Annotated in this window: 21 protein-coding genes and 2 pseudogenes; 8 read left to right on the top strand and 15 right to left on the bottom strand. The window is 72.1% G+C overall.

The genetic code is table 11. The features are described 5' to 3' along the window. Positions 1-242 precede the first annotated feature (242 nt). The gene (locus tag IEY78_RS05390; protein ID WP_189096404.1) at positions 243-875 is read left to right on the top strand and encodes a TetR family transcriptional regulator; all 633 of its coding nucleotides are present in this window, start codon (positions 243-245) and stop codon (positions 873-875) included. A gap of 54 nt (positions 876-929) precedes the next feature. On the opposite strand, the gene IEY78_RS05385 is transcribed toward IEY78_RS05390, so the two are convergent. Next, entirely contained in the window at positions 930-1,958 is a 1,029-nt protein-coding gene (locus tag IEY78_RS05385; RefSeq protein ID WP_189096403.1) for an MDR family NADP-dependent oxidoreductase, read from the bottom strand. A 213-nt stretch (positions 1,959-2,171) separates the two neighbouring features. Between IEY78_RS05385 and IEY78_RS05380 the strand changes: the two genes are divergently transcribed. Beyond that, positions 2,172-2,768, top strand: a complete 597-nt coding sequence (locus tag IEY78_RS05380) for a ScbR family autoregulator-binding transcription factor (RefSeq protein ID WP_229699719.1) — start codon at positions 2,172-2,174, stop codon at positions 2,766-2,768. A 146-nt stretch (positions 2,769-2,914) separates the two neighbouring features. After that, a complete protein-coding gene (locus tag IEY78_RS05375; protein WP_189096401.1) occupies positions 2,915-3,892 on the top strand; it encodes a ScbA/BarX family gamma-butyrolactone biosynthesis protein in 978 nt (325 codons plus the stop codon). Between the two features lie 113 nt (positions 3,893-4,005). Here IEY78_RS05375 and IEY78_RS05370 read toward each other — a convergent pair whose 3' ends face one another. Continuing rightward, positions 4,006-6,330, bottom strand: coding sequence for a bifunctional salicylyl-CoA 5-hydroxylase/oxidoreductase (locus tag IEY78_RS05370; RefSeq protein WP_189096550.1), 2,325 nt, complete (start codon positions 6,328-6,330; stop codon positions 4,006-4,008). Between the two features lie 2 nt (positions 6,331-6,332). Beyond that, positions 6,333-7,160, bottom strand: coding sequence for an enoyl-CoA hydratase family protein (locus tag IEY78_RS05365; protein WP_189096400.1), 828 nt, complete (start codon positions 7,158-7,160; stop codon positions 6,333-6,335). Between the two features lie 1,098 nt (positions 7,161-8,258). On the opposite strand from IEY78_RS05365, the pseudogene IEY78_RS35230 reads away from it, so the two are divergent. Continuing rightward, positions 8,259-8,381: pseudogene (locus tag IEY78_RS35230) on the top strand (ATP-binding protein); the annotation flags it as partial. Positions 8,382-8,463: 82 nt separating this feature from the next. On the opposite strand, the gene IEY78_RS05355 reads toward IEY78_RS35230, so the two are convergent. The 7 genes from IEY78_RS05355 to IEY78_RS05325 all read right to left on the bottom strand — a co-directional run bounded on the left by IEY78_RS05355 (position 8,464) and on the right by IEY78_RS05325 (position 16,279). Further along, positions 8,464-9,921: an amino acid permease gene (locus tag IEY78_RS05355; RefSeq protein ID WP_229699718.1), complete on the bottom strand. Its 1,458-nt coding sequence runs from the start codon at positions 9,919-9,921 to the stop codon at positions 8,464-8,466. 181 nt (positions 9,922-10,102) lie between these two features. Continuing rightward, positions 10,103-11,107, bottom strand: a complete 1,005-nt coding sequence (gene argF, locus IEY78_RS05350) for an ornithine carbamoyltransferase (RefSeq protein WP_189096399.1) — start codon at positions 11,105-11,107, stop codon at positions 10,103-10,105. 133 nt (positions 11,108-11,240) lie between these two features. Beyond that, the gene (locus IEY78_RS05345) at positions 11,241-12,476 is read right to left on the bottom strand and encodes an arginine deiminase (RefSeq protein ID WP_189096398.1); all 1,236 of its coding nucleotides are present in this window, start codon (positions 12,474-12,476) and stop codon (positions 11,241-11,243) included. A gap of 465 nt (positions 12,477-12,941) precedes the next feature. Then, positions 12,942-13,397, bottom strand: coding sequence for a DUF6099 family protein (locus IEY78_RS05340; protein ID WP_189096397.1), 456 nt, complete (start codon positions 13,395-13,397; stop codon positions 12,942-12,944). Between the two features lie 605 nt (positions 13,398-14,002). After that, a complete protein-coding gene (locus tag IEY78_RS05335; RefSeq protein ID WP_189096396.1) occupies positions 14,003-14,365 on the bottom strand; it encodes a nucleotide pyrophosphohydrolase in 363 nt (120 codons plus the stop codon). Next, positions 14,362-15,834: a P-loop NTPase family protein gene (locus tag IEY78_RS05330; protein WP_189096395.1), complete on the bottom strand. Its 1,473-nt coding sequence runs from the start codon at positions 15,832-15,834 to the stop codon at positions 14,362-14,364. The genes IEY78_RS05335 and IEY78_RS05330 overlap by 4 nt, the downstream gene beginning before the upstream one ends. Before the next feature lie 55 nt (positions 15,835-15,889). Further along, positions 15,890-16,279, bottom strand: coding sequence for a cell division protein SepF (locus tag IEY78_RS05325; protein WP_189096394.1), 390 nt, complete (start codon positions 16,277-16,279; stop codon positions 15,890-15,892). Positions 16,280-16,499: 220 nt separating this feature from the next. On the opposite strand from IEY78_RS05325, the gene IEY78_RS05320 reads away from it, so the two are divergent. After that, positions 16,500-17,657 carry a magnesium and cobalt transport protein CorA gene (locus tag IEY78_RS05320; RefSeq protein ID WP_189096393.1) on the top strand — a complete coding sequence of 386 codons (1,158 nt, stop codon included), beginning with the start codon at positions 16,500-16,502 and terminating at the stop codon, positions 17,655-17,657. 221 nt (positions 17,658-17,878) lie between these two features. Here the strand turns inward: IEY78_RS05320 and IEY78_RS05315 are convergent, their stop codons facing one another. After that, the gene (locus tag IEY78_RS05315; protein ID WP_189096392.1) at positions 17,879-18,916 is read right to left on the bottom strand and encodes a methyltransferase; all 1,038 of its coding nucleotides are present in this window, start codon (positions 18,914-18,916) and stop codon (positions 17,879-17,881) included. 722 nt (positions 18,917-19,638) lie between these two features. Beyond that, on the bottom strand, positions 19,639-21,126 hold the full coding sequence (gene yczR, locus IEY78_RS05310) for a MocR-like transcription factor YczR (protein WP_189096391.1): 1,488 nt from the start codon (positions 21,124-21,126) through the stop codon (positions 19,639-19,641). Positions 21,127-21,241: 115 nt separating this feature from the next. Between yczR and yczE the strand changes: the two are divergent. Further along, positions 21,242-21,910: pseudogene (yczE, locus tag IEY78_RS05305) on the top strand (membrane protein YczE); the annotation flags it as partial. Between the two features lie 147 nt (positions 21,911-22,057). Here the strand turns inward: yczE and IEY78_RS05300 are convergent. From IEY78_RS05300 to IEY78_RS05290, 3 genes are read right to left on the bottom strand one after another with little or no spacing between them, the layout of a single operon-like run. Further along, entirely contained in the window at positions 22,058-22,921 is an 864-nt protein-coding gene (locus tag IEY78_RS05300; protein WP_189096390.1) for an ABC transporter permease, read from the bottom strand. Next, complete coding sequence (locus IEY78_RS05295) at positions 22,881-23,906, bottom strand: ATP-binding cassette domain-containing protein (RefSeq protein WP_189096389.1); 1,026 nt, start codon at positions 23,904-23,906, stop codon at positions 22,881-22,883. Before IEY78_RS05295 ends, IEY78_RS05300 begins: the two co-directional genes overlap by 41 nt. Further along, positions 23,903-24,358, bottom strand: a complete 456-nt coding sequence (locus IEY78_RS05290) for a MarR family winged helix-turn-helix transcriptional regulator (protein ID WP_189096388.1) — start codon at positions 24,356-24,358, stop codon at positions 23,903-23,905. The genes IEY78_RS05295 and IEY78_RS05290 overlap by 4 nt, the downstream gene beginning before the upstream one ends. A gap of 461 nt (positions 24,359-24,819) precedes the next feature. On the opposite strand from IEY78_RS05290, the gene IEY78_RS05285 reads away from it, so the two are divergent. After that, positions 24,820-25,968, top strand: a complete 1,149-nt coding sequence (locus IEY78_RS05285) for a hypothetical protein (protein ID WP_189096387.1) — start codon at positions 24,820-24,822, stop codon at positions 25,966-25,968. A 109-nt stretch (positions 25,969-26,077) separates the two neighbouring features. Beyond that, positions 26,078-26,629 (top strand): hypothetical protein, encoded by a 552-nt coding sequence (locus IEY78_RS05280; protein WP_189096386.1) that lies wholly within the window; start codon positions 26,078-26,080, stop codon positions 26,627-26,629. Positions 26,630-26,648: the final 19 nt, after the last annotated feature.

The raw sequence follows: 26,648 nt of genomic DNA, 5'->3' as shown, positions 1-26,648 counted from the left end.
TGCGCTGTTTGTCAATGCATCGTTGTCGCTCCTGACGGGTCGACAACGCCGCGCGGCACGGCCAGACTGGGTACGCACCGCACCCCTTGAGCCCGCGAAGATCCGAACAGGCGACCGGGCGTCAGCTTCGCGTCAGGGAGCGCCAGTTCCGGCCAATCCGGGGAAGCATACCGAACCGCATGGTTGGTTTTCTATGTAGACTGCACTGAGCTCGCAGCCGTACTAGAGACGGGACGGACACCGTGCCCACCCAGCATCGCGCCATCCAGAGCCGCCAGGCACTCATCCGCTCGGCCGCAGAGACCTTCCTGGAGAAGGGGGTTCCCGCAGCGGGCATGGTCGAGATCAGCCGGCGGGCCCGGCTGAGCAAAGGTGCCCTCTACTTCCACTTCACGTCCAAGGACGACCTCACCCTCGCGGTGCGGGACGCCGCGCTCGCCACCCTCCAGGAGGTGGAGGAGGCCTTCACCCGCTCCCCGCAGCCCCTGACCACCGCCGTACGGGACTTCACCGTCGAACTGTTCGGCCGGGTGCGCACGGACGCCGTGCTGCGCGCCGGACTGCGGCTGCGGCCGGAGACCGCGCCGGGGCTCGGCATCTACGCCCTGGAGCAGCGCTGGTACGCGCTCTTCCTCGACAAGGCGGTGACCTGCGGGCCGTGCGGTCCGGCCGGCTCGCACGCGTCGGACACCGAACCGCGCCGGACGGCCCAGCTGTTGACCTCGCTCGTGGTGGGTCTGCTGCACCTGGGGAGCGAGGACGGGACGTGGTGGGAGGAGGAGTCGATCGTCGGCATGTGGGGCCTGCTGCCGACCGCGCCGGCCCGGATCGCCGCGGGCATCCCGGCGCCCGCGCAGCTCCCGGCGGCCGGCTGACCGGGAGCCGCGCCGCCGGCCCGGTCAGCAGCGCCCCGCCCGTCGCTCCCGCCCTTACAACTCGACCAGTACGGCCCCGATATGACGCCCCTGTGTGAGTTCGCACAGCGCCTGCGGCGCCTGTTCGATCCCCTGGAGAAGGGTGTGCGGGAAGCTCAGCGAGCCGTCCCGCAGCCCCCGCCCGAACTCCTCGGTCCACTCCCGCGGCAGGTCCGGGTGCGCGTGCAGCCCGAAGCCGCGCAGCGTGACCCGGCGCGTGATGATCAGCCCGGTGTCCAGCTCCAGCGGGGTGAGGGCGCCGCCGCTGCCGCCCAACTGGCTGGAGAGCGCGCCGACGAGTGCGAACCGCGCGTCGGGACGAGCCACCGCCAGCGCCGCCGGGAGCTGCTCGCCGCCCACGGTGTCCAGCAGCACGTCGATCCCGCCCGGCGCGGCCCGGCGCAGCTGGCGTTCGATCGGCCCGGCGCCGCGCACGATGGTGTCGTCGTACCCCAACTCGGCGCGCAGCCGGGCCGCCTTGCGCTCCGAGCCGGTGCTGCCCACGACCCGGCCGGCCCCCATCCGGCGCGCGAGCTGCCCGGCCAGGCTGCCCACGCCGCCGGCGGCGCCGGTGATGAAGACGGTGTCCCCCGGGCGCACCTCCGCGGCCCGGCGCAGCGCGCCCCAGGCGGTCGCCCCCTGCGACAGGTGCGCGGCGGGCGTCGGCAGGGCGTCCCGGTCGAGCCGCCGCACGCGCGACTCGTCGACCGCCGCGAACTCCCGCCAGCCGTAGGGATGGTGGACCAGCTCCCCGGGGGTGAAGCCGCCGCCGGGCGCGGCCACGACCTCGCCGACCGCGGCGCCCCACAGCGCCTGCCCCGGGACGAATGACGGCATCGGCAGCGGCACTTTGGTCATCTGCGTCCGCATCGCGGCGGTCACCGCCATCACACGGGTACGCACCAGTACCTGCCCCGGCCCGGGGACCGGCACCGGGACCTCGGCGATCATGAAGTGACCTGCCGTCACTTCGCCTTCGGCCTGGTCGGCGAGGCGGACCTCGCGGTGGACGGCCGGTATGGCGGGGACGACGGTGGGGGACATCGGACAGCTCCTCGCGCTCGTATCACTCTTCGGTGCCGTACCGGACCACGACGCGGGATCACGCCACCGAAGCGGGCGCGAATCAATACCGCATGGTTGGCTTCTTTATGATGCGGAAATAGACTGCGCGGCCACGGGCGGCGGGTCGCACTCAGGCACAACAACTCCAAGAGAGCATACGGAGGATGATCGGTGGTCAAGCAGGAACGCGCAGTGCGCACCCGACGGGCCGTCCTCGAAGCGGCGGCTCATGTCATCGGCACCCGCGGGTACCAGGCCGCCACGATGGCAGAGATCATCCAGCGCGCCGGGGTCACCAAGGGCGCCGTGTACTTCCATTTCACGTCCAAGGACGCACTGGCCCGCGCGGTCATCACGGAGCAGACCGATCCTTTTCTGCCACAGGTCAGCGAGTCGCGGCTGCAGGACGCCATCGACTTCACCCACCAGGTGGCGCTGGCCCTGCGCAGCGATCCGTTGCTGCAGGCCGGCACCCGCATCGCGGTGGAGACGACCTTCAGCGAGAACCCGCTGGTGCCCTACCAGGCGTGGACCGACATCATCACCACGATGTTCACCGAGGCCCGCGACAACGGGGAATTACTGCCCGGCGTGGCACCGGACCGGGCGGCCGAGTTCTTCGTCGCGGCCTACATGGGCGTCCAGTTGTTCTCCCGGGCCGCCACCAACCGGGCCGACCTCCCGGAGCGCGTCACGGCGCTGTGGAAGCACACCCTGCCGGGTCTGGCGTCGCCCGGCGCGCTGAGTCACCTGGATCCGCACGGCCGTTGTGTGACGATCCCGGTCTGACCCCACCGTCCACCGCCCCGATCGCAGCCGGGGCCCGTACGGCACTGGAAAACAAACCACATGGTCCGTATCTTAGGGTGCCAGGACGGTGACACAGGCTCAGCCCGCCGGGGGCGCGGAGAGCCGCACTTCAGAGAGGAACATCTATGGCCAGCGCCACGCTCGCGCCGCATGTGCGCGATGAGCGCCCTGACATCGGAGGCGAGGACGCCAACGGAAGCCGACCGTCCGCTCTCACCACGACGGTGCCGCGGGAGTACGTGCACCGTACCGCCATCTCGGAGGTGTTCCTGACCGACTGGCGCCCCGGCAGCTCCGACAGCTGGGTGATCAGCGCCCAGTGGCCGCGCGCCCACACCTTCTACGGCCCGCGCCACGGTCTGCACGATCCGATCCTGCTGATAGAGACCATGCGGCAGGCCGGGATATTACTCAGCCATGTCGCCCACCAGGTGCCGCTCGACCACCCGATCATCTGGCAGCGGGTCCGCTACGACCTCTTACCGGAGGCACTGCGCACCACCGGACGGCCCGCCGAGATCGAACTGCACGTCACCGACCACGACATGGTCTTCCGCGGCAAGCGGCTGGCCACCGCCCGCCAGGAGTTCCGGATCCTGTGCGACGGCGCCGAACTGGCCACCGCGGCCCTCGACTACTCCTGTCACAGCCCGGCGGTCTACCGCCGGCTCCGCGGCGAGTACAGCGACCTCGACCTCGCCAACTCCCGGAAGCTGCCCGTGCCGCAGGCCGTCGAGCCGCGGCTGGTCGCCCGGGAGCACGACCGCGATGTGGTGCTCTCCCCCACCGAGCACGCCGACCGCTGGCAGCTGCGGGTGGACACCTCGCACCCGGTGCTCTTCGACCACCCCGTGGACCACGCGCCCGGGATGCTGATGATCGAGGCCGCCCGGCAGGCCGCGCAGGCCGACACCCCCGGCAGCACCCTCCCCACCTCCCTGGAGTGCACGTTCGCGCGCTACGCCGAACTCGATGCGCCGTCCTGGGTGCGGGCGCGGACCACCGAGCGGGCCGACGACGGCAGCCGGCAGTCCACCGTCACCGTCGAACAGCACGACAAGCCCGTCGTCTCGGCCCGGATCACCAGCGTGCCGACGCCCTGACCGGCCGCACCGCCGGCCCGTCGGCCCGCTGAGACCGCGCTCCCGCGCCGTCCGCCCGACCGTCCGCCGGCCCGGCCCCCCAACGGCCCCGCCCCACTGCCCGTGCCTCCCCGTCACCGCAGTGTGAGGCGGGGCTTCGGCGCGTCGGTACGTCCGGTGGGCGGGGTGCGGCTGCCCGCCCGGTACGGCAGCGGCCAGGGCGCGCCCGGTCCGGTGTACCCCTGGTCCGCGGCGGCGTGCAGCGTCCAGTGCGGGTCGTACAGATGCGGCCTGGCCAGCGCGCACAGGTCCGCGCGCCCGGCCAGCACCAGGGAGTTGACGTCGTCCCAGGAGGACAGGGCGCCCACCGCGATCACCGGCACGCCGAGGGTGTTGCGGATCCGGTCGGCGAACGGGGTCTGGTAGGAGCGGCCGAAGTCGGGGCGTTCGTCGGGGACCACCTGCCCGGTCGAGACGTCGATGGCGTCGGCGCCGTGCCGGGCGAAGGCCTCGGCGATGGCCACCGCGTCGTCGGCCGTGGTGCCGCCGTCCGCCCAGTCGGTCGCGGAGATCCGGACCGTCATCGGGCGCTCGGCCGGCCAGACGGCGCGGACCGCGTCGAAGACCTCCAGCGGGAAGCGCAGCCGGGCGGTGAGGTCGCCGCCGTAGGCGTCGGTGCGCCGGTTGGTGAGCGGGGAGAGGAAGCCGGAGAGCAGATAGCCGTGGGCGCAGTGGAGTTCGAGCAGATCGAAGCCGGCGCGCGCGGCGGACTCGGCGGAGGCCACGAACTGCTCGCGGACGGTTACGAGTTCGGGCCCGGTCAGGGCGTGCGGGAGCTGGTTGACGCCGGGGCGGTAGGGCAGCGGGGAGGCCGCCACGACGGGCCAGTTGCCCTCCGGGAGCGGCTCGTCGATGCCCTCCCACATCAGCCGGGTCGAGCCCTTGCGGCCGGAGTGCCCGAGCTGCACGCCGATGGCGGTGCCCGGCGCGGAGGTGTGGACGAAGTCGGTGACCCGGCGCCAGGCGGTCTCGTGGCCCGGTGCGTACAGCCCCGTGCAGCCGGGGGTGATCCGCCCCTCGGGGCTGACGCACACCATCTCCGTCATCACCAGCCCGGCGCCGCCCAGGGCGCGGGCGCCGAGGTGGACGAGGTGGAAGTCGCCCGGGGTGCCCTCGCCGTCCGCCGCGGAGTACATGTCCATCGGGGAGACCACGACGCGGTTGCGCAGGGTCAGCCCGCCCAGCCGGAACGGGGTGAACATGGGCGGGGTACTGGCCTCGATGCCCGCCTCGCGCTCGACGGCCGTGACGAAGCCGGGGTCGCGCAGCCGCAGGTTGTCGTGGGTGACCCGGCGGCTGCGGGTCAGGAGGTTGAAGGCGAACTGGTGGGGCGGCTGGTCCAGGTAGGTGGCCAGTTCCTCGAACCAGGCGAGGCTGGCGCGGGCGGCGCGCTGGGTGGAGGCGACGACGGGGCGGCGCTCCTCCTCGTAGGCGGCCAGCGCGGAGGCGGTGTCGGGCTGCTCCTGGAGGCAGGCGGCCAGCGCCAGCGCGTCCTCGACGGCGAGCTTGGTGCCGGAGCCGATGGAGAAGTGCGCGGTGTGCGCGGCGTCGCCCAGCAGCACCGTGTTGCCGTGCGACCAGCGGTCGTTGACGACCGTGCGGAAGGCGATCCAGCTGGAGTTGTTGGCGCGCAGCGACCGGCCGCCCAGCGCGTCCGCGAAGACCTTGGCGCACCACTGCGCGGACTCGCGCTCGTCGCAGCGGTCGAGCCCGGCCGCGCGCCAGACCTCCTCGCGCATCTCGACGATGACGGTGCTGGCGCCCGGGGACCGTTCGGCCCCGGCGGGGCTCCGCCCGGGCCCGGCGGGCGTCGGGCGGGAGTAGGGGTAGGCGTGGAGCTGTGCGACGCCGTGCTCGGTCTCGGCGATCTCGAAGCGGAAGGCGTCGAGGGCGAAGTCGGCGGCGAGCCAGATGTAGCGGCAGCGGTGGGTGGTCAACTGCGGGCCGAAGACCTCGGCGTGCGCGGTGCGGGTCGCGCTGTGCACCCCGTCGGCGGCGATCACCAGGTCGTGGGTGCGCGCGAGTTCGGCGGCGGGCGGGGCCTCGCTGCGAAAGCGCAGCTCGACGCCGAGGTCGCGGCAGCGCCGGTGGAGCACGGCCAGCAGCCGGCGCCGGCTCAGCGCCGCGAAGCCGTGCCCGCCGGACGTCAGGGTGCGGCCGCGGTGCACGATGTCGATGTCGTCCCAGCGGACGAACTCGGCCTGGAGCGCGCGGTAGACCTCCGGGTCGGCGTGCTCGATGCCCCCGAGGGTCTCGTCGGAGAGCACCACACCGAAGCCGAAGGTGTCCTCGGGTGCGTTGCGCTCCCATACGGTGATCTGCCGGGCGGGATCGAGGCGCTTGAGCAGGACCGCGGCGTACAGCCCGCCCGGTCCCCCGCCGACGACGGCGACCCGCATGGCTATTTCCCCTGCCACTTGGGCGTCCGCTTCTCGGTGAAGGCGGCGTGGAACTCCGCGTAGTCGTCGCTGTTCATCAGCAGCGCCTGGGTGGCGGCGTCCATCTCGACGGCGGCGGCCAGCGGCATGTCGAGTTCCGCGGTGAGCAGCGCCTTGGTCTGGGCGTGGGCCAGCGCGGGGCCCTCGGCGAGGCGCTTGGCGAGGGCCGCGGCCGCCTCGTCGGCCCGCCCCTCCTCGGCCAGCTCGCTGATCAGCCCGAGCCGTTCGGCCTCGGGGGCGCGGACGGCGTCGCCGAGCATCAGCAGCCGGGTGGCATGGCCGAGGCCGATGACACGCGGCAGGAGGTAGGCCGCGCCCATGTCACCGCCGGACAGCCCGACCCGGGTGAAGAGGAAGGCGAAGCGGGCGGAGGGGTCGGCGACGCGGAAGTCCGCGGCCAGCGCGAGGACCGCACCGGCCCCGGCCGCGACCCCGTGCACGGCCGCGATCACCGGGAACGGACACTCCCGCAGCGCCCTGACGACCTGCCCGGTCATCCGGTTGAAGTCCAGCAGCTGGGCGGTGTCCATGCCCAGGGTGGCGCCGATGATCTCGTCGACGTCGCCACCCGAGCAGAACCCGCGCCCCTCCCCCGCCAGGACGAGGGCGCGCACCGAGCGTTCCCGGGAGAGTTCCGCGAGCAGGTCGCGGAGGTCGGCGTAGGCCTCGAAGGTGAGCGCGTTGAGCTTGTCCGGGCGCGCGAGGGTGACGGTGGCGACCCCGTCCTTCCTGGTCACGCGGAGGTGCTGCCAGGGCTCTGTACTGCGGGCGGATCCTGCGAACGGGCTCATCGGGCTGCCTGCCCCCTCTGACCGGTCGGCCGGTGGATGCTGTTCCGGATGCTCCTCGAAGCTATCACCCCTTCATGACTGTCGTCACGAGGACGCGATAAACGTCCCGCGGTCGGTGCCGTCCGCCACCCCGGGGCCGCGCGGAGAAGAGTCGAAGGTCCCGTCCGGGCACGACCTCCGGCACGCCCGGTCCCCGTCGCAGGCCCCTCCCTCGTCGCCCCGGCGCTTCCTAAGCTGGGTCGACGTACGGATCGACCTCGGACGGCCGACCTGGCTTCTTGCGAAACGGAACAACGGCCCATGCTGGAACCCCCGACCCCTACGACCTGGCGCATCACGCTGCCGCGCGGCGAGACGGCCGTACCCGTCGCCCGCGCGATGGTCCGCACCGCGATGCAGGACCTGCAGATGACCGCCGACCGGACGACCGCGGAGCTGCTCACCGGCGAGCTGGTGAGCAACGCCCTCAAGCACACCCCCGGTACGCACCCCATCGAGCTGGTGGTGGAGCGCGCGCGGGAGGGCTGCCGGATCGAGGTCCACGACAACGATCCGATGCTCATCGACGACCTGCTCGACGGCCCGGCCCCGCCTCCGGTGGCGCCGGGCGAGGCGGGAGCGGCCGGGGCGCCGGGCGAGGCGGGGACGGCCGAGGCGCCGGGCGAGGCGGGGACGGCCGGGCCGGAGTCGGGGGATGCGGGGGCTGCGGTTGCGGCGGACGATGCAGGGCCGGTCGGGGCGGGGGCTGCGGTGGCGGCGGACGATTCGGGGTCGGTGCGGTTGGTGGAGCGGGGTGCGGCGGCGGCCGGTCAGCAGCAGGCCGACGACCGGGTTCCGGCGCAGCGTGCGGAGGGCGCCGGGACCGGCGACGGCGACGGGGACGGGAACGGGGACAGCACCGAGGGTGGGAGCGGGGCCGGGAACGGGGCCGGGAACGAGGTCGGCGACGACGCCGGGGAGAGCGCGGAGGCGGACGACGCCGAGGCGGGCACGGACGCCCTGGCCAGGGAGCCGCGGGCCACCGGCACCTCGTTCATCGATGCCGCGGAGGCGGCCGAAGCAGCCGAAGCGGCCGCCCGGAACGCGCAGAGCCACAGCGAGCCGGGCCGCGGCCTGTTGCTGCTCCGTTCGCTGAGTTCGGACGCGGGCTGCCGCCCGACCGCGTGCGGCAAGGCCGTCTGGTTCACCCTTCCCGACCTGCCCCACCGGCGCCGGCGGTGAGGCCGGCGGGGTTCGGTGCCGCCGGCGGGGGCCGGGGCGGCCGGTTCGCCGGTGACCGGGCCGGCCCGGCGGACCTAGGCGGTCAGGCCGCCAGCCGCGAACGGCGCCGCCCGTAGCAGGTGTAGAGCAGCGCCCCGGCCAGCAGGAACCCGGCGAACTGGAGCCAGGTCGCCGGGCCGGTGCCGTAGCCCAGGTACAGGCAGAAGGCGATGCCGAGCAGCGGGCTGAGCGGGAAGAGCGGCACGCGGAAGCGGCGCGGCAGATCGGGGCGGGTGCGGCGCAGCACCATCACGCTGAGGTTGACCGCCACCATGACCGCCAGCGTCCCGATGGTCGACAGGTTCATCACCGCGTCCAGCGGCACGACCGCGGCCGGCACGGCGAAGACCGCCGCGACGATCCAGGTGTTGGCGACGGGGGTGGACGTCCGGGGCGAGACCCGCTCGAAGATCCGCGGGACCAGCCCGTCGCGCGCCATCGACATCAGGATGCGGGTCTGCCCGTACATGACCGCGAGGACGACCGAGGCGATGGCGACGACGGCGCCGAAGGCGATCACCCCGCCGCCGAGGGCCGAGTCGGTGACCCGGTTGACGATCAACGACAGCGCGGCGGGCCGGCCGGCCACGTCGCCGGCGGAGAGCGCGCCGATGGCGGAGGCCGCGACCAGGCAGTACAGGACGGTGACCAGGCCGATGCAGATCATGATCGCGAGGGGGATGTTGCGCCGCGGGTTCCTGACCTCCTCACCGGCCGTGGTGATCGCGTCGAAGCCGATGTAGGAGAAGAAGGCGACCGAGGCGCCGGAGGTGATGCCGGCGATGCCCTCCGGGGCGAACGGTGTGAGGTTGCCGGCCCGGAAGGCGCTGAGCCCGATCGCGCAGAACACGACCAGGACCGCGAGCTTCAGGACGGCCATCGCGGCGGTCGCCCGGGCGCTCTCCCGGACGCCGCGGACCAGCAGCAGGGCGGCGAGCAGCATCACGACGACGGCCGGGACGTTGACGATGCCGCCGTCACCGGGCGGGTTGGAGAGCGCGGCGGGCAGCTGCCAGCCGGTGAGGCTGCCGAGCAGCTCGTTGAGGTACTGGCCCCAGCCGACGGCGACCGCCGAGATCGAGATGCCGTATTCGAGCAGCAGGCACCAGCCGACGAGGAAGGCGGTGCGCTCGCCGAGGGTGGCGTAGGCGTAGGAGTACGAGCTGCCGGAGACCGGTATCGCGCCGCCCAGCTCGGCGAAGGAGAAGGCGGTGAAGACGCAGGTGACGGCCGCCAGCACGAAGGAGACGAGGACGGCGGGACCGGCCTCGGCGACGGTGTCGGACAGGCCGACGAAGATGCCGGTGCCGACGATCGCGCCGATGCCGAAGCAGATGAGCTGGAAGAGCCCCATGCTGCGCCGGAGGCCGTGGCCTTCGAGGTCCGCGCCCGACTCGGCGATGAGCAGGTCGGGGGACTTGATCCGCGGTCCGGACAAGGCCGCGGGAGGTGCGGCGCGCAGCGCCTCCGGGGGGCGGCGGCGGGAGACGGACGGGCGCATGGGGCGGTTCTCTCTCTGGTGGTGCGGTGCGCGCGGCGCGGGTGGGCCACACACGAAGGCGGGGTCCGGACCGGTGGGTCCGAACCCCGCGAGCGGCTCGATGGTAACCGCTTGACCTGCATGATCGCCCTTCGCCGGAGACCGGCCGGGCGGCACGGGCGAGGCCGCGCCGCACCCGCCCCTAGCGGGCGAGCGTGGCGACCAGCACCGCCTTGATCGTGTGCATCCGGTTCTCCGCCTCGTCGAAGACGACGGAGTGCGCGGACTCGAAGACCTCGTCGGTGACCTCCAGCGACGACAGTCCGTGCCGCTCGTGGATCTCCCGGCCGAGCGCCGTGCCCAGGTCGTGGTACGCGGGCAGGCAGTGCAGGAACTTCACGTCCGGCTTGCCGGTGGCGCGCAGCACGTCCATGGTCACCGCGTACGGCGCCAGCTGCATGATCCGCTCGTCCCACACCTCCTTCGGCTCGCCCATGGAGACCCAGACATCGGTCGTGACGAAGTCCGCGCCGCGCACGCCCTCGGCGACGTCGTCGGTGAGCGTGAGGCGGGCGCCGCTCTCCCCGGCGAGCGCGCGCGCCTGCGCGACGACCGACTCCTCGGGCCACAGCTGCTTCGGCGCCACGATCCGGACGTCCATGCCGAGCAGGGCGCCGGTGACGAGGTAGGAGTTGCCCATGTTGTTCCGGGCGTCGCCGAGGTAGGCGAAGGCGGTCTCCTCCAGCGGGCGGCCCCCGCCGTGCTCGGCCATGGTCAGCACGTCGGCGAGCATCTGCGTGGGGTGCCACTCGTCGGTCAGCCCGTTGAAGACGGGCACCCCGGCGTGGGCCGCCAGCTCCTCGACGTCGGACTGGCGGCTGCCGCGGAACTCGATGCCGTCGAACATCCGGCCCAGCACCCGGGCGGTGTCCTTCACCGACTCCTTGTGCCCGATCTGCGAGCCGGACGGGTCGAGGTAGGTGGTCGAGGCGCCCTGGTCGGCGGCCGCGATCTCGAAGGAGCAGCGGGTCCGGGTCGAGGTCTTCTCGAAGATCAGGGCGATGTTCCTGCCCTGGAGGCGGGGGACCTCGGTGCCGGCGCGCTTGGCCGCTTTCAGCTGGGCCGCCAGGTCGATCAGTCGGCGGAATTCCTCGGCGCTGAAGTCCAGCTCCTTGAGGAAATGGCGGCCCCTGAGGTCTATCGCCATGGGTGGGCTCCTGGTTCGCGGCAGTCGGGACGGACTCGAATATTGGAATTGTATACGAACGAACGTATCCCTATACGGAGCCCCCGGCTGCACGAGGTCCGGTCCCCACCACCGAAGGGTACGGATCACCACATCAGGCTGCCCCCGGCACCGCGTCCCTCGCCACCGGACAGCTCATGCAGCGCGGCCCGCCGCGACCGCGTCCCAGCTCGCTCCCCGGAATCGTGATCACCTCGATGCCGCGCTTGCGCAGGAAGGTGTTGGTGGTGACGTTCCGCTCGTACGCCACCACCACGCCGGGCTCCACCGCCAGCACATTGCAGCCGTCGTCCCACTGCTCCCGCTCGGCGGAGTGCACATCCTGGGTCGCGGTCAGCACCCGGATGTCGGACAGGCCCAGCGCGGCCGCTATGGCCCGGTGCATGTGCTCCGGCGGATGGTCGGTGACCTTGAGGTCCTGGTCACCCGACCCCGGCTCGATGGTGTACGAGCGGAGCATGCCCAGGCCCTCGTACTGGGTGAAGGTGTCCCCGTCGATCATGGTCATGACGGTGTCCAGATGCATGAACGCCCGGCGCTTGGGCATGTCCAGCGCCACGATCGTACGGGCGGAACCCGCCGCGAACAGCCCCCGCGCCAGCAGCTCCACGGCCTGCGGCGTGGTGCGTTCACTCATCCCGATCAGCACCGCACCGCTGCCGAGCACCAGGACGTCCCCGCCCTCGATCGTCGAGGGGAAGTCCGCCTGCCCCTCCGACCAGACGTGGAAGTCCTCACCGCGGAACAGCGGGTGGTACCGGTAGATCGCCTCGTAGTGCATGGTCTCGCGCTGCCGGGCCGGCCAGCGCATGGAGTTGATCGACACCCCGTCGTAGATCCAGGCAGAGGTGTCGCGGGTGAAAAGGTGGTTGGGCAGCGGTCCGAGCAGGAAGTCGTCCAGATCCATCACATGGAAGCGCACCGAGGTCGGCTCGGGGTGGCCCTCCAGGAACTCCCGTTTGGTCATGCCGCCGACCAGCGCCTCGACCAGCTCCGGGACCGCGAGCTCGTCGAACGCCGCCCGCAGGTGGTCGGTGGCCAGCGGCCCGTACTCCTTCTCGTCGAAGACCCGGTCCAGGACGAGCTTGCGCGCCTCGGGGATCTGCATGCTCTCGGCCAGCAGATCCCCGAAGAGGTGCACCTCCACCCCGCGGTCCCGGAGCACATCGGCGAACCCGTCGTGCTCGGCCCGCGCGCGGCGCACCCACAGCACGTCGTCGAAGAGCAAGGCGTCCTTGTTCGAGGGTGTGAGCCGCTTCAGCTCCAGATCGGGGCGGTGCAGGATGACCCGGCGCAGCCGCCCGGCCTCGGAGTCGACTTGGAATCCCATCCACCCATCTTGGCCGCTCCGACGACTTCGCGGAGGGAGTCGGGGGATGTCGGATCGGTTGAGTCGGCCGGGGGGCTGGTCGGGTAGGGGCGGGTGCAGGTTGAGGGCGGGCCGGGCGTGGGTCGGGCGTAGGCCGGGCGCGGGTCGGGCGCAGGCCCTGACGCGAGCCCGGGCGCGGCTGGGTGCAGGCCGGGCGCGGGTCAGGTGTAGGCCGGGCGCGGGCCCTGACGCGGGCCCGGGTGGCGAGCAGCGGCGGTAAGGAGACGGTCGAACGGTGGAGGGTGACGGGAGCCGTCCGGCACAGGAGTCGGTGGGCGCGACGGCCGGGCAGGCTGCGGCGTATCGGGATTGGGGGCGGTGCTCCCGGTGGTGGTGACGTGCCGCTCGGGGCGCATTCCGCGTGGACGCGGTCGTGGGCGCGGTCGTGGACGCGGTTGTGGCGGTCGTGGTGGGGGCGGCCCCGCATCAGGCGGGGTTCCGGTCGCGCACCTCCAGCTTCTCCAGTATTCCGGCGACGCGGTCGCGCGATTCGTCGACGGTGTCCATCGCCTCGACGCACGTCCAGTACATTCCGTCCTCGTCCGCCAGCAGCACCACGGCCACCAGCGCTTCGCACACCTCCCGCAGCAATCGGCACAGGCCGGTTAATGCCTCCTTGACGTCGCGCACTTCGGACAGCTGACCCGCCCGCGGCCCGCCGGTGGCCGATGCCGGGCACAGCAGTCCCCCGCTGAACCGCCCGCCCGCATCACCCAGCCCCCGGGCCCTGGACCGCACTTCGTACGGCCCGAATATCGCGAGGTGGCTGCCTATCGCCTCCGCCAGGGCTTGCGCCTGCCAGGCTTCGGCGATCACTCCCTGAACCGTGTTCGCCTCCGCCACACCGCGTCGGCTGGTCTCGATGATCCGCACCGCGTCCATCCGCTCCCTCCTCTCCTCATCAGTCGCATGTCCTCATCACTCACATGCACCGTGCACTCTTTTCACTACCCAGAGTGAGGTCCAACACCCAAAAAAGCTAGGGGAATTCGCAAATCTGTGGACAACCAAGGCGATGTGGAAAGATCCATGACTCCATAGAGTGAGGAAGGGCCGTTTCGTCCGCGCGCCTTCCTCACCCGCCACGCCCTCCCCACCCCTCACACCACCGGCACATGTCACGCAAGACACCCGAAGTGAACGGCGAAGTGAACGCCGAAAGGGACACCGGAGGGAACGCCGGGAGCGGCGTTGCGGGAGCTGGCAGAGAACACCGATAGGCCGGCGCGGCAAGGCCCAAGGACCGACGCCGAGGGACCCCAGAACCGGCGCGGAAGGGACAGCAGGACCAGCGCGCAGGGGCCCCGGCCCCGGCGCGAAATGCCCCAGGACCGCCCCGGACAACGGCAGTACAAGGTCACGCCAGGGGGGCCTCACCTCACGCCGCGGGGCGGGGACCCACGCCCCCGCCCCGCTCACCCGCGGCCCGCCCCGCGGCCGGCCGCCCCTCCGCTCGTCGCCCTACTCCCCCACTCCTCCCACCCCTCCTACTCCTCCTCGCCCTCCCGCGCCCGGTCCGGGCGTGCCGAGCGGACGGCCGGGAAGCGCGACTCATTGCGCTCGATCTTCGCCGCGAGCGCCGTCAGGGCGTCGATCCCCAGCGCCTCACAGAACTGGAGCAGATAGGCCAGGACGTCCGCGACCTCGTCCTCGACCCGCCCGGCCTTGCCCGGGTGGGACATCACCGCCGCCGACTCCTCCGGTGTCAACCACTGGAAGATCTCGACGAGTTCGGCGGCCTCGACGCTGAGCGCCGCCGCCAGGTTCTTGGGGGTGTGGTACTGCTGCCAGTCCCGCGCGGCCGCGAACTCGGCCAGCCGTCGCTGCAGCGCATGAAGATCCTCACTCATACCCCCAGGTGTAGCACCTGCACGCCGGGCAGTCCGGCGGCGACCTCGGGATCGCGCACCGTCCCCAGGAGCCGCACATGGCCGCGCTCGGTCATCCGCACGGCCAGCGACACCAGCTCACGGGCCTGCCGGGGGTCCATGCAGCGGTCCATCCCGTCCGCCAGTACCGTCATCTGCTGATGGGCCGACGGCACCTCCCCGACCGGATCCATGGCCAGGACGTCCGGCCCGGTGAGCAGTACCAGGGCCAGCGCGAGAAACCGCAGCTCACCGTCGCCGAGTTGCTCGACCGGCAGCTCCCCCAGCTCGCCCCGGTCGAGGACGGCCCGCACCCGCTCCACGCCCGGCGCCCCCGGCGTGGCCCACACACCCGGCGAGCCCGAAGCGTCACCACCGCCCGCCACCGCACCGGCCACGGACGCTGCCGCTCCGGCCGGCGGATGCGGCACCGTACGCAGTCCTTCCACGGGCCCGACGCAGGCCTCCCGTACGGCCGCGACCAGCACGGCATGCCGCCGTGCGCACTCCCGGCCGGTACGCGCCAGCACCGTGGGCAGGTTGTCGCAGGCGGAGCGCAGCCGTCCCTCGTCGTGCTGCTCCGGTGCGCCGTCGCCCCAGCCGCCCGCCACACCACTCCCGGCACTCCCCTTGCGCCCCCGGACCCCCCAGGCACCGGCGGCCCCTGCCCCACCGGCCCCTCCCGGTGCGCTCCCGGCCTTGCCGGAAGCACCGCCCCCGGCGCCACTCCGCGCACGCCCGTTCCGCCGTGCCCCGGCACCGCCCCCGCGCCCCGCCGCACCACCGACGCCCCCAGGCTGCTCACCCGCACCGCCCGCCCCCACGGAGCGCATGACCTCCGGCCGCGGATCGCACACGAACGCCGACCGCAGCGCGACCACCACCTGTTCCGCGGCGGCGAGGACCAGCCGCTGGCCCGCCGTCTTACCCGCGACACGCAGCGGCAGCAAAGAGGTGCCCAGCCGGTCGTCGGGAAGCGGCGCACGGGTCACCGGGGTCGTCCCCGCGGTGTGCCAGGCCGCCTGGACCGCGGGGCGGGTGGGGTCGGTGAGGGCGGTGGTCAGCAAGGTCTCGCCGCCGCCGGTCAACCGCTCGCCGACGATCCGCAGTTCGGGCTCGGCCTGTACGGCGAGATCGAGGCAGACGGGGCCGACCGGGCCGTCGACCGTGCACCCGATACGGAAGCCGCGCCGCCCCTGCTCGTCGGGGCGCGCCCCCGCCGGCACACACGCCGACGGGCCGCCGGCCACCTCCCCCAGGACCCGCGCGAGCGACTCCCCGCTGCCGAGCCGGGCCAGAATCGCATACGCCTGCAGCGCACTGGACTTGCCGCTGCCGCTCCCGCCGCTCAGCAGCGTCAGCGGGCCGAGCGGCAGGGTGACACCACGATGGCTCTTGAACGCGGACAGCCGTAACTCGGTGACCGCCGGCCGCACACTGTCGGTATTCATATACGGACGCTAAGCAGTACCCCGAGCGGAGAACCGTTACGCCCAACAGCTCTTCCTACGAACGGGGGATGGCGCCCGCCGCTTCTTCCTCGACCTCGGTGCCGACGGGGGCCAGCAGGAAGACGTTGGTGTCGACGCGGTGCATCCCGCTGCCCAGCCCGAAGACGACGCCGCTGGAGAAGTCCAGGATGCGCTTGGCGACATCGGCGTCGGCGCTGCTGAGGTCCAGCAGGACGGGGATCTGCGCCATCAAATACTCGGCGACCTCGCGGGCGTCGGCGAAGGTCTGGACGCGGATGACGATGAAGCGCCGCAGCTGCTCCGCCGGTTCGTCCTCGGGCAGCGCCCGGTGGTCGGGCCAGGAAGGCCATTCGTGGCTGCTGCGGAGCGGGACGACCTCGGCGAGCCCTTCCCACTGCTCGTCGGTGGCATCGGGGCCGTTCACCGAATCACCTCACCCAGGGGAGCGCTGGCTGTCTGCGGTATCTGCATCGCGCAATTCTAGAGATAAACATACAAAGCTCGGCGGACGCGACACACGCCGCGTCCCCACTCCTTCCATCCTGCACCATGGCCCCTGACCTGTGCCGACATCCGCGGCAGATATCCTGCGTCGAGATTCTGTGTGCCTGTTCATCCCCATTGTGACGGAGGTCGGTTCTACCGTGAGCTCTGAACCTCCCGGCCGTCGGCTGCGCGGCCTGCGCGGCCTGCGCAAACCCGCGAAGAAGCGGCCCGCCGGTCCCCCGCCCGCCACCGCCCCGGCCGACTCCGGTACCCCCGAACCACCGGCCGAATCCGGCGACAGCATCATCCACGCCGCCCTCTACCGCGACGGACACCGCGTCAGCACCCACGAGACGCTCGCCGACACCTTCCAGCAGCAGCGTGCCGCCGCCGGCACCCTCGCCTGGATCGGCCTGCACCGGCCCACCCCGGCCGAACTGGTCACCCTGGCATCGGAGTTCGACCTCCACCCCCTCGCCGTCGAGGACGCCCTGGAGGCGCATCAGCGTCCCAAGCTGGAACGGTACGGCGGGACCCTGTTCGTCGTGCTGCGCGCCGCGCGCTATCTCGACGACGCCGAGGAGGTCGACTTCGGCGAGCTGCACGTCTTCGTCGGCCGCGACTTCGTGATCACCGTGCGGCACGGCGGCGCCCCCGACCTCTCGGCGGTGCGCCACCGCATGGAGGACACCCCCGAACTGCTCAAGCGCGGCCCCGAAGCGGTCCTCTACGCGATCCTCGACGCCGTCGTCGACGGCTACGCACCGGTCGTCGACGGGGTCCAGAACGACATCGACGAGATCGAGACCGAGGTCTTCGGCGGCGACCCCGGCGTCTCCCGCCGGATCTACGAACTCTCCCGCGAGGTCGTCGAATTCCAGCGCGCCACCCGCCCCCTCAACGGCATGCTGGAGAACCTGACCGCGGGCTTCGAGAAGTACGCCATCGACGAGGAGCTGCGCCGCTATCTGCGCGACGTGGCCGACCACGCGCTGCACACCACCGAGCGCGTGGACGGCTTCCGGCAGGCCCTCCAGGACATCCTCACCGTCAACGCGACCCTGGTGAACCAGCAGCAGAACGCGGAGATGCGGGCCCTGGCCGAGGCCGGCTTCGAGCAGAACGAGGAAATCAAGAAAATTTCCGCCTGGGCCGCCATCCTCTTCGCCCCGACACTCGTCGGCACCATCTACGGCATGAACTTCCACAGCATGCCGGAACTCCACTGGGCCCTCGGCTACCCGTTCGCAGTGGTCCTCATGGCGATGGTCTGCACGGGCCTGTACGTCGTCTTCAAACGGCGGGGATGGCTCTGAACAGGCGCGACGGGGGCCGGGGCGGGCCGAGCCGACGGAGGGACGGGTTCCACGTACGGACCTTGCGTCGTGCCTTCCGGACCGAGCTGCGGCCGTCCGGAGCCATCCGCCCGCCCGCCCGCGCCAGGCAGGACAACCATCCACCCGGTACGGGGAAGACCTCCGGTGCGGTGACCGTAATGGGGGCTCGCCGCACTGGAGGTTCCCGGTAGACGGAGGGGTCAGAGCTTACGGCCGCAGATCACCACGGCGTCCGGGCCGAGCAGTACTCGCCGGGTGGGGGCGAAGCCCGCTTCGGTGAACCACTGTTCGTACTCCTTGGGCGTGTAGACCATGCCCTCGCCGGACGCGATGGTGTGGAAGTACGCGGAGAGATAGGCAGAGCGCTCCGGGCCGGTCTCGTCGTCGTTCTGGTAGGGGGTGACGACGAACAGACCTCCTCCGGAGGGGAGTTGGCGGGAGGCGCGGGCCAGCAGGTCGCGGATGCGGTCGGCCGACCAGATTTCGAGGAAGTGGGCGAAGAGCACCGCGTCCGGGCCGGAGGGGAACTCGTCGTGAAAGGCGTCGAGGCTGACCGCGTCGACCCGGTCGGCCAGCCCCATGTCCGCGATCTTCTCCTCGGCGAGCGCCGCGATCGAGGGCAGGTCGCCGATCGTGATCCGGAGGTGGGGCCACTTCCTGGCCAGGTTCGCCGCGTTGACGGCCGTGCCACCGCCGACGTCGAGGAGGTGCCGATGGCCCGAGAGGTCGACCTTTTCCACGATCTCCTCGGCGACCAGCTGGCTCACCGAACCCATCATGGTGTGGAAGGCGGATTCCAGCTCCGGGTTCTCGGCGAGTCGCCCGTAGAGGGTCGGTGCGGTGCCGGGGATTTCCCGTTGCAGGCCGACATTCGAGTCCTCGTCGAGCGCCTCGGCGAACCAGCTGATCGCGCGGTAGATCCCCTGACTCTCCCAGGGAATGTACGCCGCGGGCGCCTGGTCGAGGTTTTCCGCGAGGGGGCGGGTGAGCGCGGTGTTGTGGTACCCGTCGCCGTCCTTGTGCAGAAGCCCGGTCGCGGTACAGCCGAGCAGCAGGATGCGGGTGGGCTGCTCGTTCAATTCCAGCCGCAGGGCGATGTCCTTGACCGTGAGCCCCGGGTCCTTTTCGAGGATCTCGAAGAGGCCGAAGCGAAAGGCGGCGCTCAAGAACTGGAAGTGATAGTGGGCCTTGATATAGGGCCGAAGGGCCACCGCGGCGGATTCGTCGGCTCGTTGCATTGTCATACTCCTGGGACACCGGCGGAAGTCGCGTCTCGGTCACACGACAGGGGCAAGGGGCGCACACCCGGCAGGCCTCACGGGCGGCGGCGGGTCCGGTGGAGCTCTTGAGCGGACGTGATGCGGTCGGCCGCGGGCACATGCGAGGACGCGGTGCGGTCGGTCACGTGCGTACGCGAGGACGCGCCGTCCCGCGCACGCAGGCGGCACTAAATGCGCTGAGGAGGAAAGGGCTCTCCGGGCACCACGAAACCGCATACCGCTGCGGTGGCGGCCCGGCTGAACCGCGCACCGCGGTCCGGTCGACCTCACTCATCCCTCCGATGGCAGAGCGCGGGTAAGCGCATACGTCCCACCTCCGCGGATTCCGCCGCCGGTTGACCGGCGGGCGCACCTGAAGGCAAGGGCGGACGGACGCACGAGGCCAACCTTGTTTTCCGGGAAGACCACGAAAGTCCGTGGAACGGCACCGGCACACTTCTGGTGCACCGATACTCCTCTCACCCTGCCAGAGGGCCGGCTAGGTGATTCCCCATATGCGTTGCGTCGTACGGGAATTGAAGAAGCGAGTGTTGCTCTTATTCGCTATTTACCCGCCGGCCGGACATGCCACTGTCAAAACGATGCGCGAACGGCTCCATTGGCGAGCCTTTCCGAGAGAAGCCTGGGCCGCGGCCCGAAGCTGCACGTCCCGCCTTCGGAAGCCGTCGGTCGGAACGTGTTCAGACGACCCAGTGGGGTCGCCGGGTGGCGGACGAGCGCGGAAGTCCGTCGGCGAGGGCGACGGCCATGCGGCGCACGGCTTCGCGGAGGGTGTCGGGGGTCGTGGTGTACGGGATGCGCAGGCGCTGTTCGAAGAGGCCGGGGTCGGCGGCGAAGCAGGCGCCGCCCTCGATCCGCACTCCGTAGTCCAGGACCCGTTCGGCCAGCGCGGAGGCGACGGGTCGGCCCAGGTCCACCCACAACGACAGCCCGCCGGGCGGCAGTTTCCAGGTCCAGGCTGGGGCGTGTTCGGCCAGGGCGGCGGCCAAGGCGGCGCGCTGCTCCCGCAGCTGCTCCAGACGGGGCGGCAGCAGTTCCCCGGCCCGGTCCAGGAGCGCGAGGGCCAGCAGCTGGTCCAGTACGGAGCCGCCCATGTCGGTGGCGACCCGCTGCCCGGCGAGTTCGGTGACCAGCTGCGAGGGGGCGCGCAGCCAGCCAATGCGCAGGCCGCCCCAGTGGGACTTGCTCATCGAGCCGAGGGTGATGAGCCGGCCGGTGGTGCCGGGCGCGGCGCGGGAGGCAAAGGGTGGCGGGGCGGGGACGTCGAGGGCGAGGTCGGCCAGGGTCTCGTCGATGACCAGCCAGCTGCCGGAACGCTGCGCGGCCCACAGGGTGCGCGTCCGCTCCTCCTCGGGCATGAGGCAACCGGTCGGGTTGTGGAAGTCGGGTATCAGGTAGGCCAGTTGGGGCACGGCCTGGCGGAAGGTCGATTCGACGATCTCGATGTCCCAGCCGGCGTCGGTCACCGGGACCGACACCGTGCGGAGCTGGGCACGCCGCATGGCCTCCAGCGCGTTCGGGTAAGACGGAGCCTCGACCACGACCCGGTCCCCGGGGCGGCAGAGCAGACCCATGACCAGCGTGAGGGCGTGCTGAGCGCCGGAGGTCACCAGGATCTGTTCGGGCAGCGTGGCCAGTCCGCGCCGGGTGAACCGTTCGGCGATGGCGGCGCGCAGTTCCGGCAGGCCGTAGGGGTGGTAGCCGGGGGTGTGCGCGTGCTCGCCCAGCTGAGGGGCGATCCGCAGGAGGGTCTCGGTGAGGATCCGTTCCGGCAGCCCGGGAGCCGCCCTGGCCAGGTCGATCGCGGTGTCGTGGGGTCCGAGTAGTCGACTGACGGCGTTCGGAGTGCGGCCTTCCGGAAGGGCCGTCCACGTGCCGGAGCCCTGGCGGCTGTGCGCGTAACCGCTCTCGCGCAGCAGGTCGTACACGGCCGTGACGGTGGCCCTGCTGAGGTGCAGGGCGGTGGCCAGCTCCCGCTCGGCGGGCAGTCTGACGTGCAACGCGACCCGCCCGTCCAGGATCAACGCGCTCATCGCCTGGGCCAGATGGCGATAGGCGGGCCGCATGCCCGCCGGGTCGGGCAGCAGCGCGGCGAGCTGCCGGCTGCCCAGTGTGCGCCCCGCGCGGGGCGCCCCGTCCACGGTCCGGAACGCCTGCGAGTCGGCCATACCACTCCCCCGGAATTGGCCATGCCATCTGGGCCAATCACTGTACAGACTCGCGTCCGCCGGCCGCGCGGCACAGCTCGCCGTGCGGCACACCCCGACAACTCGGAGGTCCTCCGTGACGCGCCCGTCACCGCCACCGCTCACCTACCTGCCCCTGGGGGAGCAACCGCGAAGACGCCTTCCCCAGTTGTTCACCGGTCTCGCGCTGTACGGGGCGAGCCTGTCGCTGCTGGTCCGGGCGTCGCTGGGGGTCAACCCCTGGAGCGTGCTCACCGAAGGCATGGAACGCCGCACCTCCTTGAGCTTCGGCACGGTCAGCGCCCTCCTGGGGATACTCGTGCTCCTGTTGTGGATCCCGCTCAAGCAGCGACCGACATTCGGCACCTTCGCCAACATCGTCGTCCTCGCCTGCTCCTCCGACCTGGGCCTCGCGCTCGTCCCCGCCCATCTCGGCCTGGCCGCCCGGGTCGGCCTGCTCGTCGGCGGTGTCCTGCTCAACGGCCTGTCGGTCGCGGTCTACGTAGGCGCCCGCTTCGGCCCCGGTCCCCGGGACGGGCTGATGACCGGTGCGTCCCGTGTAACCGGGCGTTCCCTGCGGCTCGTCCGCACCGTGGTCGAGCTCGCCGTACTCGCCGCGGGCGGGCTGCTGGGCGGGACCGTGGGCATCGGGACCGTGCTGTACGCCCTTACGGTCGGCCCGATCACTCAGTTCTTCCTGCCCTGGTGCGTGTACCGGAGTGGTGGTCGGGCTGTCGGCATCGTGGCGCCCGCAGGTGACGTGGTGCCCGCACGTGACGTGGCGCCGGAAGCGGGTTCGGTCGTGGGGTGGGGGCGCGGTTTTGGCCCCGTACACGAACGGACCGCGCCCGCCCCGGCGTCAGCCCGCACGACCCGCACAGTCCCCTCAGCCGGCTCGGCGCGCTCGGCCCGTTCAGCGCGCCAGGCGCCCCAGGAGTGACGCTGCCGCGGCGATGCCCGCAGCGGCCGCCAGGGTCAGGACGGTGAAGTCCAGGGCCAGATGCGCGTGGGTGCCCAGGAGGAGGCCGCGCAGGGCATCGACCTGGTAGCTCAGGGGGTTGACCTTGCTGACCGCCTGGAGCCAGCCCGGCATGACCGCCACCGGGTAGAGGGCGTTGGAGGCGAAGAAGAGCGGCATGGTGATGGCCTGGCCGATGCCCATCAGCCGGTCGCGGGTGAGCACGATGCCGGCGATCGTCATGGACAGGCAGGAGAAGAACGCCGAGCCGAGGACCACCGCGACGGCGACGGCGAGCAGCCGCAGCGGGTTCCAGGTCATCGCCACGCCGAGCAGCGCGGCGATCACGATCACCACGACGGCCTGGATCAGCGCCTTGACCCCGGCGGCGAAGGACTTGCCGGCGATCAGGGCGGACCGCGGGGTCGGCGTGACCAGCAGCTTGGTGAGGATGCCGGCATCCCGTTCCCAGATGATCATGATGCCGTAGAAGATCGCGATGAACATGGCCGACTGGGCGATGATGCCGGGCGCCAGGAAGTCGATGTACGGGATGCCGCCGGTCGGAATGGCCTTGATGTGGGTGAAGGTCTCACCGAAGATCAGCAGCCACAGGGCGGGCTGGACCGCGCGGGTGTACAGCTCCGTCCGGTCGTGGCGCAGCTTCTGCAGCTCGACCACGCACATCGCGACGACCCTGGCGGGCAGCACCTGCCAGCCGGGGCGGGCGCGCGGCGGGACCAGCAGCAGGTCCAGCCGGTCGGTGGCGGTGGCCGGTTCAGCCGACTCGGTTTGCGGTGCGGCGGGTGCTTCGGACATCGCGGAAGTCTCCAGACTGCTCGTCGAGGCCGCTGCCGGCTACGTCCCGGAAGACGTCCTCCAGTGTCGGTGCGGTCTCGGGCGGGCGCGATGGGGCCGATGAGGAAGGGGCGGGGGAAGTGGCGGGGGCGCCCGGTGAGGGTGCGGTGGTGGGCGGGGCCGGGTTCCGGGCCGCGCGGCGGCGGGCGCTGAGGGCCGCACGGAGCTCGTCCGGTGTGCCGAGGGCGCGGATCCGGCCGTGGTGCATCAGCGCGACGCGGTCGCAGTATTGGTCGGCCTCGTCCATGTAGTGCGTGGTCACCAGGACGGTCATGCCGGTGGCGGCCCGTACGGCGTTGATGTGTTCCCACACGCTGGTACGGGCGATCGGGTCGAGGCCGATCGTCGGCTCGTCGAGCATCAGCAGGCGGGGCGCGCTGACCAGCGCCTGAGCGAGTTCGAGGCGGCGGATCATGCCGCCGGAGTACGTCTTGGCCAGCCGGCCCGCCGCGTCGGCGAGGCCGACCGCCTCCAGCGCCTGGCCGACGCGGGCCGCCCGCTCGCGGCGTGCGACGTCGAAGACCCGGGCGAAGAGCGCGACGTTCTCGCGGCCGGTCAGCCCGGCGTCCGCGGACAGCTGCTGCGGTACGTACCCCAGCAGCCGGCGCACCGCCATCCGCTCCCGGGACGCGTCGTGCCCGAAGACCCGCACCATGCCCTCCGGGACGGGCAGCAGGGTGGTGATGCAGCGGATCGCGGTGGTCTTGCCCGCACCGTTCGGCCCGAGCAGCCCGAAGACCTCCCCGGGGCGGACGGCCAGGTCGACGCCGTCCACGGCCCGGGTCTCACCGAAGGCGTACCGCAGACCGCGGCAGGTCACCGCGTCGGGAGGGGGCGCGGACGGGGCAGGGGTGCCGGGGGCGGGGGCAGCGGGCGTGCGCGGCGCGCGGTCCGGGCCGCCGGAAGCGGGCGTGCCCCCCGGCCGTCCCTCGTCGTCGGTGGTCATGTGCCCTCCGCCTCCTCGTGCAGGTTGTCGGCGAGCCTGCGCAGCGCCGGGAGGGCCGCGGCCAGCGCCGCCCGGTCCGCCTCCGGGAGGCGCGCGAGCTGCTCGCTCACCAGGGCGCTGCGGCGGGTCTCCCAGTCACGCAGCCGCGACCGGGCCTCCGGGGTGGGGTAGAGCAGGGCCGAGCGCCGGTCGTCGGCGGCGGTCTCACGGCGCAGAAACCCGGCCCGGCCGAGCTGGTTGACCAGCGTGGAGACCGAGTTCCCGGCGAGACAGAGTTCCCTGGCCGCGGCGGACACCCGTATACCGGGCCGGTCCGCGACCAGCCGCAGCAGCTCCACCTCGGCGCCGCGCAGCCTGGGTGCGGTCAGCCCGGCCCGCAACCGGCGCCTGATCAGCCGCTGGACACCGGCCAGCACCTCGGCGAGCGAGTCGGGGAACTCCCCTGCAGCCATGCCCCAATTTTAGCTCTGAGTGAGAGGTAGTGGGAGGGCGCGCGCCGGGTGGGGGCTCTAACGGCCTACCGGGGGTCCCGTCTGTCGCAGGGGCCCCATGAGCGGGCGGGGCGGGACCCGCTCGGCACCCGTACGGAGGGGCGCTGGCGGGGGGTCGAGCCGGGTCGGGTCGGGCTGGGCCGGGTCGGGCTGGGCCGGGTCGGGCTGGGTCGGGCTGAGCTGGGCCGGGCTGTCGAGCGGTTCGGCCGCCCCGGAAGAGGGGCACTCGGGACCGCCGAGATCAAAGGGGGCTCCCACCAACACCCGCATGGCCGGCGCCCCCTACGGAAGTGGGAAATGGGCGGCCTCGCCATGCAACTACCGCCCCCACCAACGGCCTTGACACCCCTTGGCGGGCGGAGAAACCTGGTTCTTCCGGCGGTTGCCGGATGTCGGGGGATACCGGGGTAATCGGGGGACTCATGGGGACGTACACCTCTGCGCGCGCGACGGGCGGGACACCGTCGGACCCGAACGGGGGACTGACCCACAACGACGGGGGCCCGATTCGCGACGACGACGGGAGCCCGGCTCGCGACCACGACGGGAGTCGCACGCACAGCCAGCACGGGAGCCGCACGCACAACGCGGCTCGCGGCGCGTCCGCCTCGCTGCCGCGCCCGGGGCGCCGCCCGCGCACCAGGCACCGGGCGGCGGGCCTCGCTGCCGCGGTCCTCGCCCTCTCGCTGCCGCTGTCGGCCTGCTCGTCGGACGGCGCGAGCGGCGCCCCGTCGGACACCGCGGACAGCTCGGCCCCCTCCCCCAGCCCGACACCATCCGTCGACCGGGCCACCTACCGCCACATACTGACCGGCGCCCTCGAACCGCTCAACCGGGCACTGCGCGCGGTGGACGACGCGCACGAAGGCAGCGCCCTGAACACCGCCTTGGACGCGGCATCGTCCCGCGCGGACAGTGCGGCGGACACCCTGCAAATGGCCGCGACTCCCGGCGACGCCTCACCTGCCAACACGCAACTCGTCTCCGCACTACGGGCCCTGGGACAGGATCTCAAGAGCGCCCGCGGTGACGGAGGCCGCTGCGCCACGGCACCCCGCGTCGAACTCGGCAAGGCACAGAGCCCGCACAGCCTCACGTCCGCCGGGCACGCCCTCACCGCCCTCGGCTACGACACCTCCGTGCACCTGCCGCGTACGGAACGGGCCGAGCATCGACGGCTCACCAACGGCGCCCTGGTCCACGACGGCAGCCGGGCCGGTCTGGGACGGCTGACCGTCAGGAACGGCACGGCTCGCGATGCGGTCGTGGCGCTCACCCGCGGCAAGCACACCGCGTTCTCCGTCTATGTGCGCCACGGGTCGAACGCGACCATACGGAACGTCAACAGCGGCTCCTACACGGTGTATTTCACCACCGGCGAGGACTGGAGCAGCCGGAAGAGCTCCTTCACCCGCGAGTGCAGCTTCGAGAAGTTCGACGACCAGGCGCACTTCAAAACGGTGCGGGTGACGGGCGGGACGCAGTACACGGTGCTGACCTTCACCCTGAACAAGGTCGTCGGCGGCAACGCGACCACGAGCACGGTGCCACCGGCCGAATTCCCGTCGTAGCGGGGTGAGTGAGGGGCGCAGCGGGGCACAGCGAGACAAAGACCGAGGCTGACAGTAGTGGTCGACCGTGCCGCCCGGGCTCCGCCACCGCTCGGTATCGTGGCGACACGTGGGCGACAGCACGGTATGGACTCTGGCCATCGCGGCGGTGACGGGCGGCACAGCGGTGCTCGCCAGCTGGGTCACCGGCCGCGGCAGCACCCAGGCCGCCAGGATCCAGGCCGAGATCGCCGCCGGCGCCCAGCGGGCCGAACGGCTGCGGGAGAGCCGGCGCGCGGCCTACCTGGATCTCATCGAACAGACCCATCACATGGGCGAGTTGCTCTGGGAGATCTCCGCCGTCCTGCGGCAGCCCGGCTCCCCGGACCGTACGGCCACTCTCGGCGAGCTGCGGGAGCGCGAGGTCGCCGAGTACGCCAAGATCCGGCGCTGCGCGCGCGTCGTCGAACTGGAGGGCCCACCCTCGGCAGCCGCCGCAGCGCTCGCCCTCCAGCAGGCGACCGGCCCCTTCTACGCGGCCATGACCTCAGCCCTGTCCCACGACGCCGACGACCGTCACGACTCCACCGACCTGCTCGAATTCGATGCCGCCTTCCGCCCGTTCTGGGCGGCACTGGAGGACTTCGTGGAGGCAGCACGCTCGGCCCACCAACCGGAATGACCCGCGAATCCCACCGCGG

The organism is Streptomyces kronopolitis (assembly GCF_014646275.1).
GTDB lineage: Bacteria > Actinomycetota > Actinomycetes > Streptomycetales > Streptomycetaceae > Streptomyces > Streptomyces kronopolitis.
The sequence above is the reverse complement of the archived record's forward strand: the minus strand, read 5'-3'. Positions and strand labels throughout refer to the sequence as shown.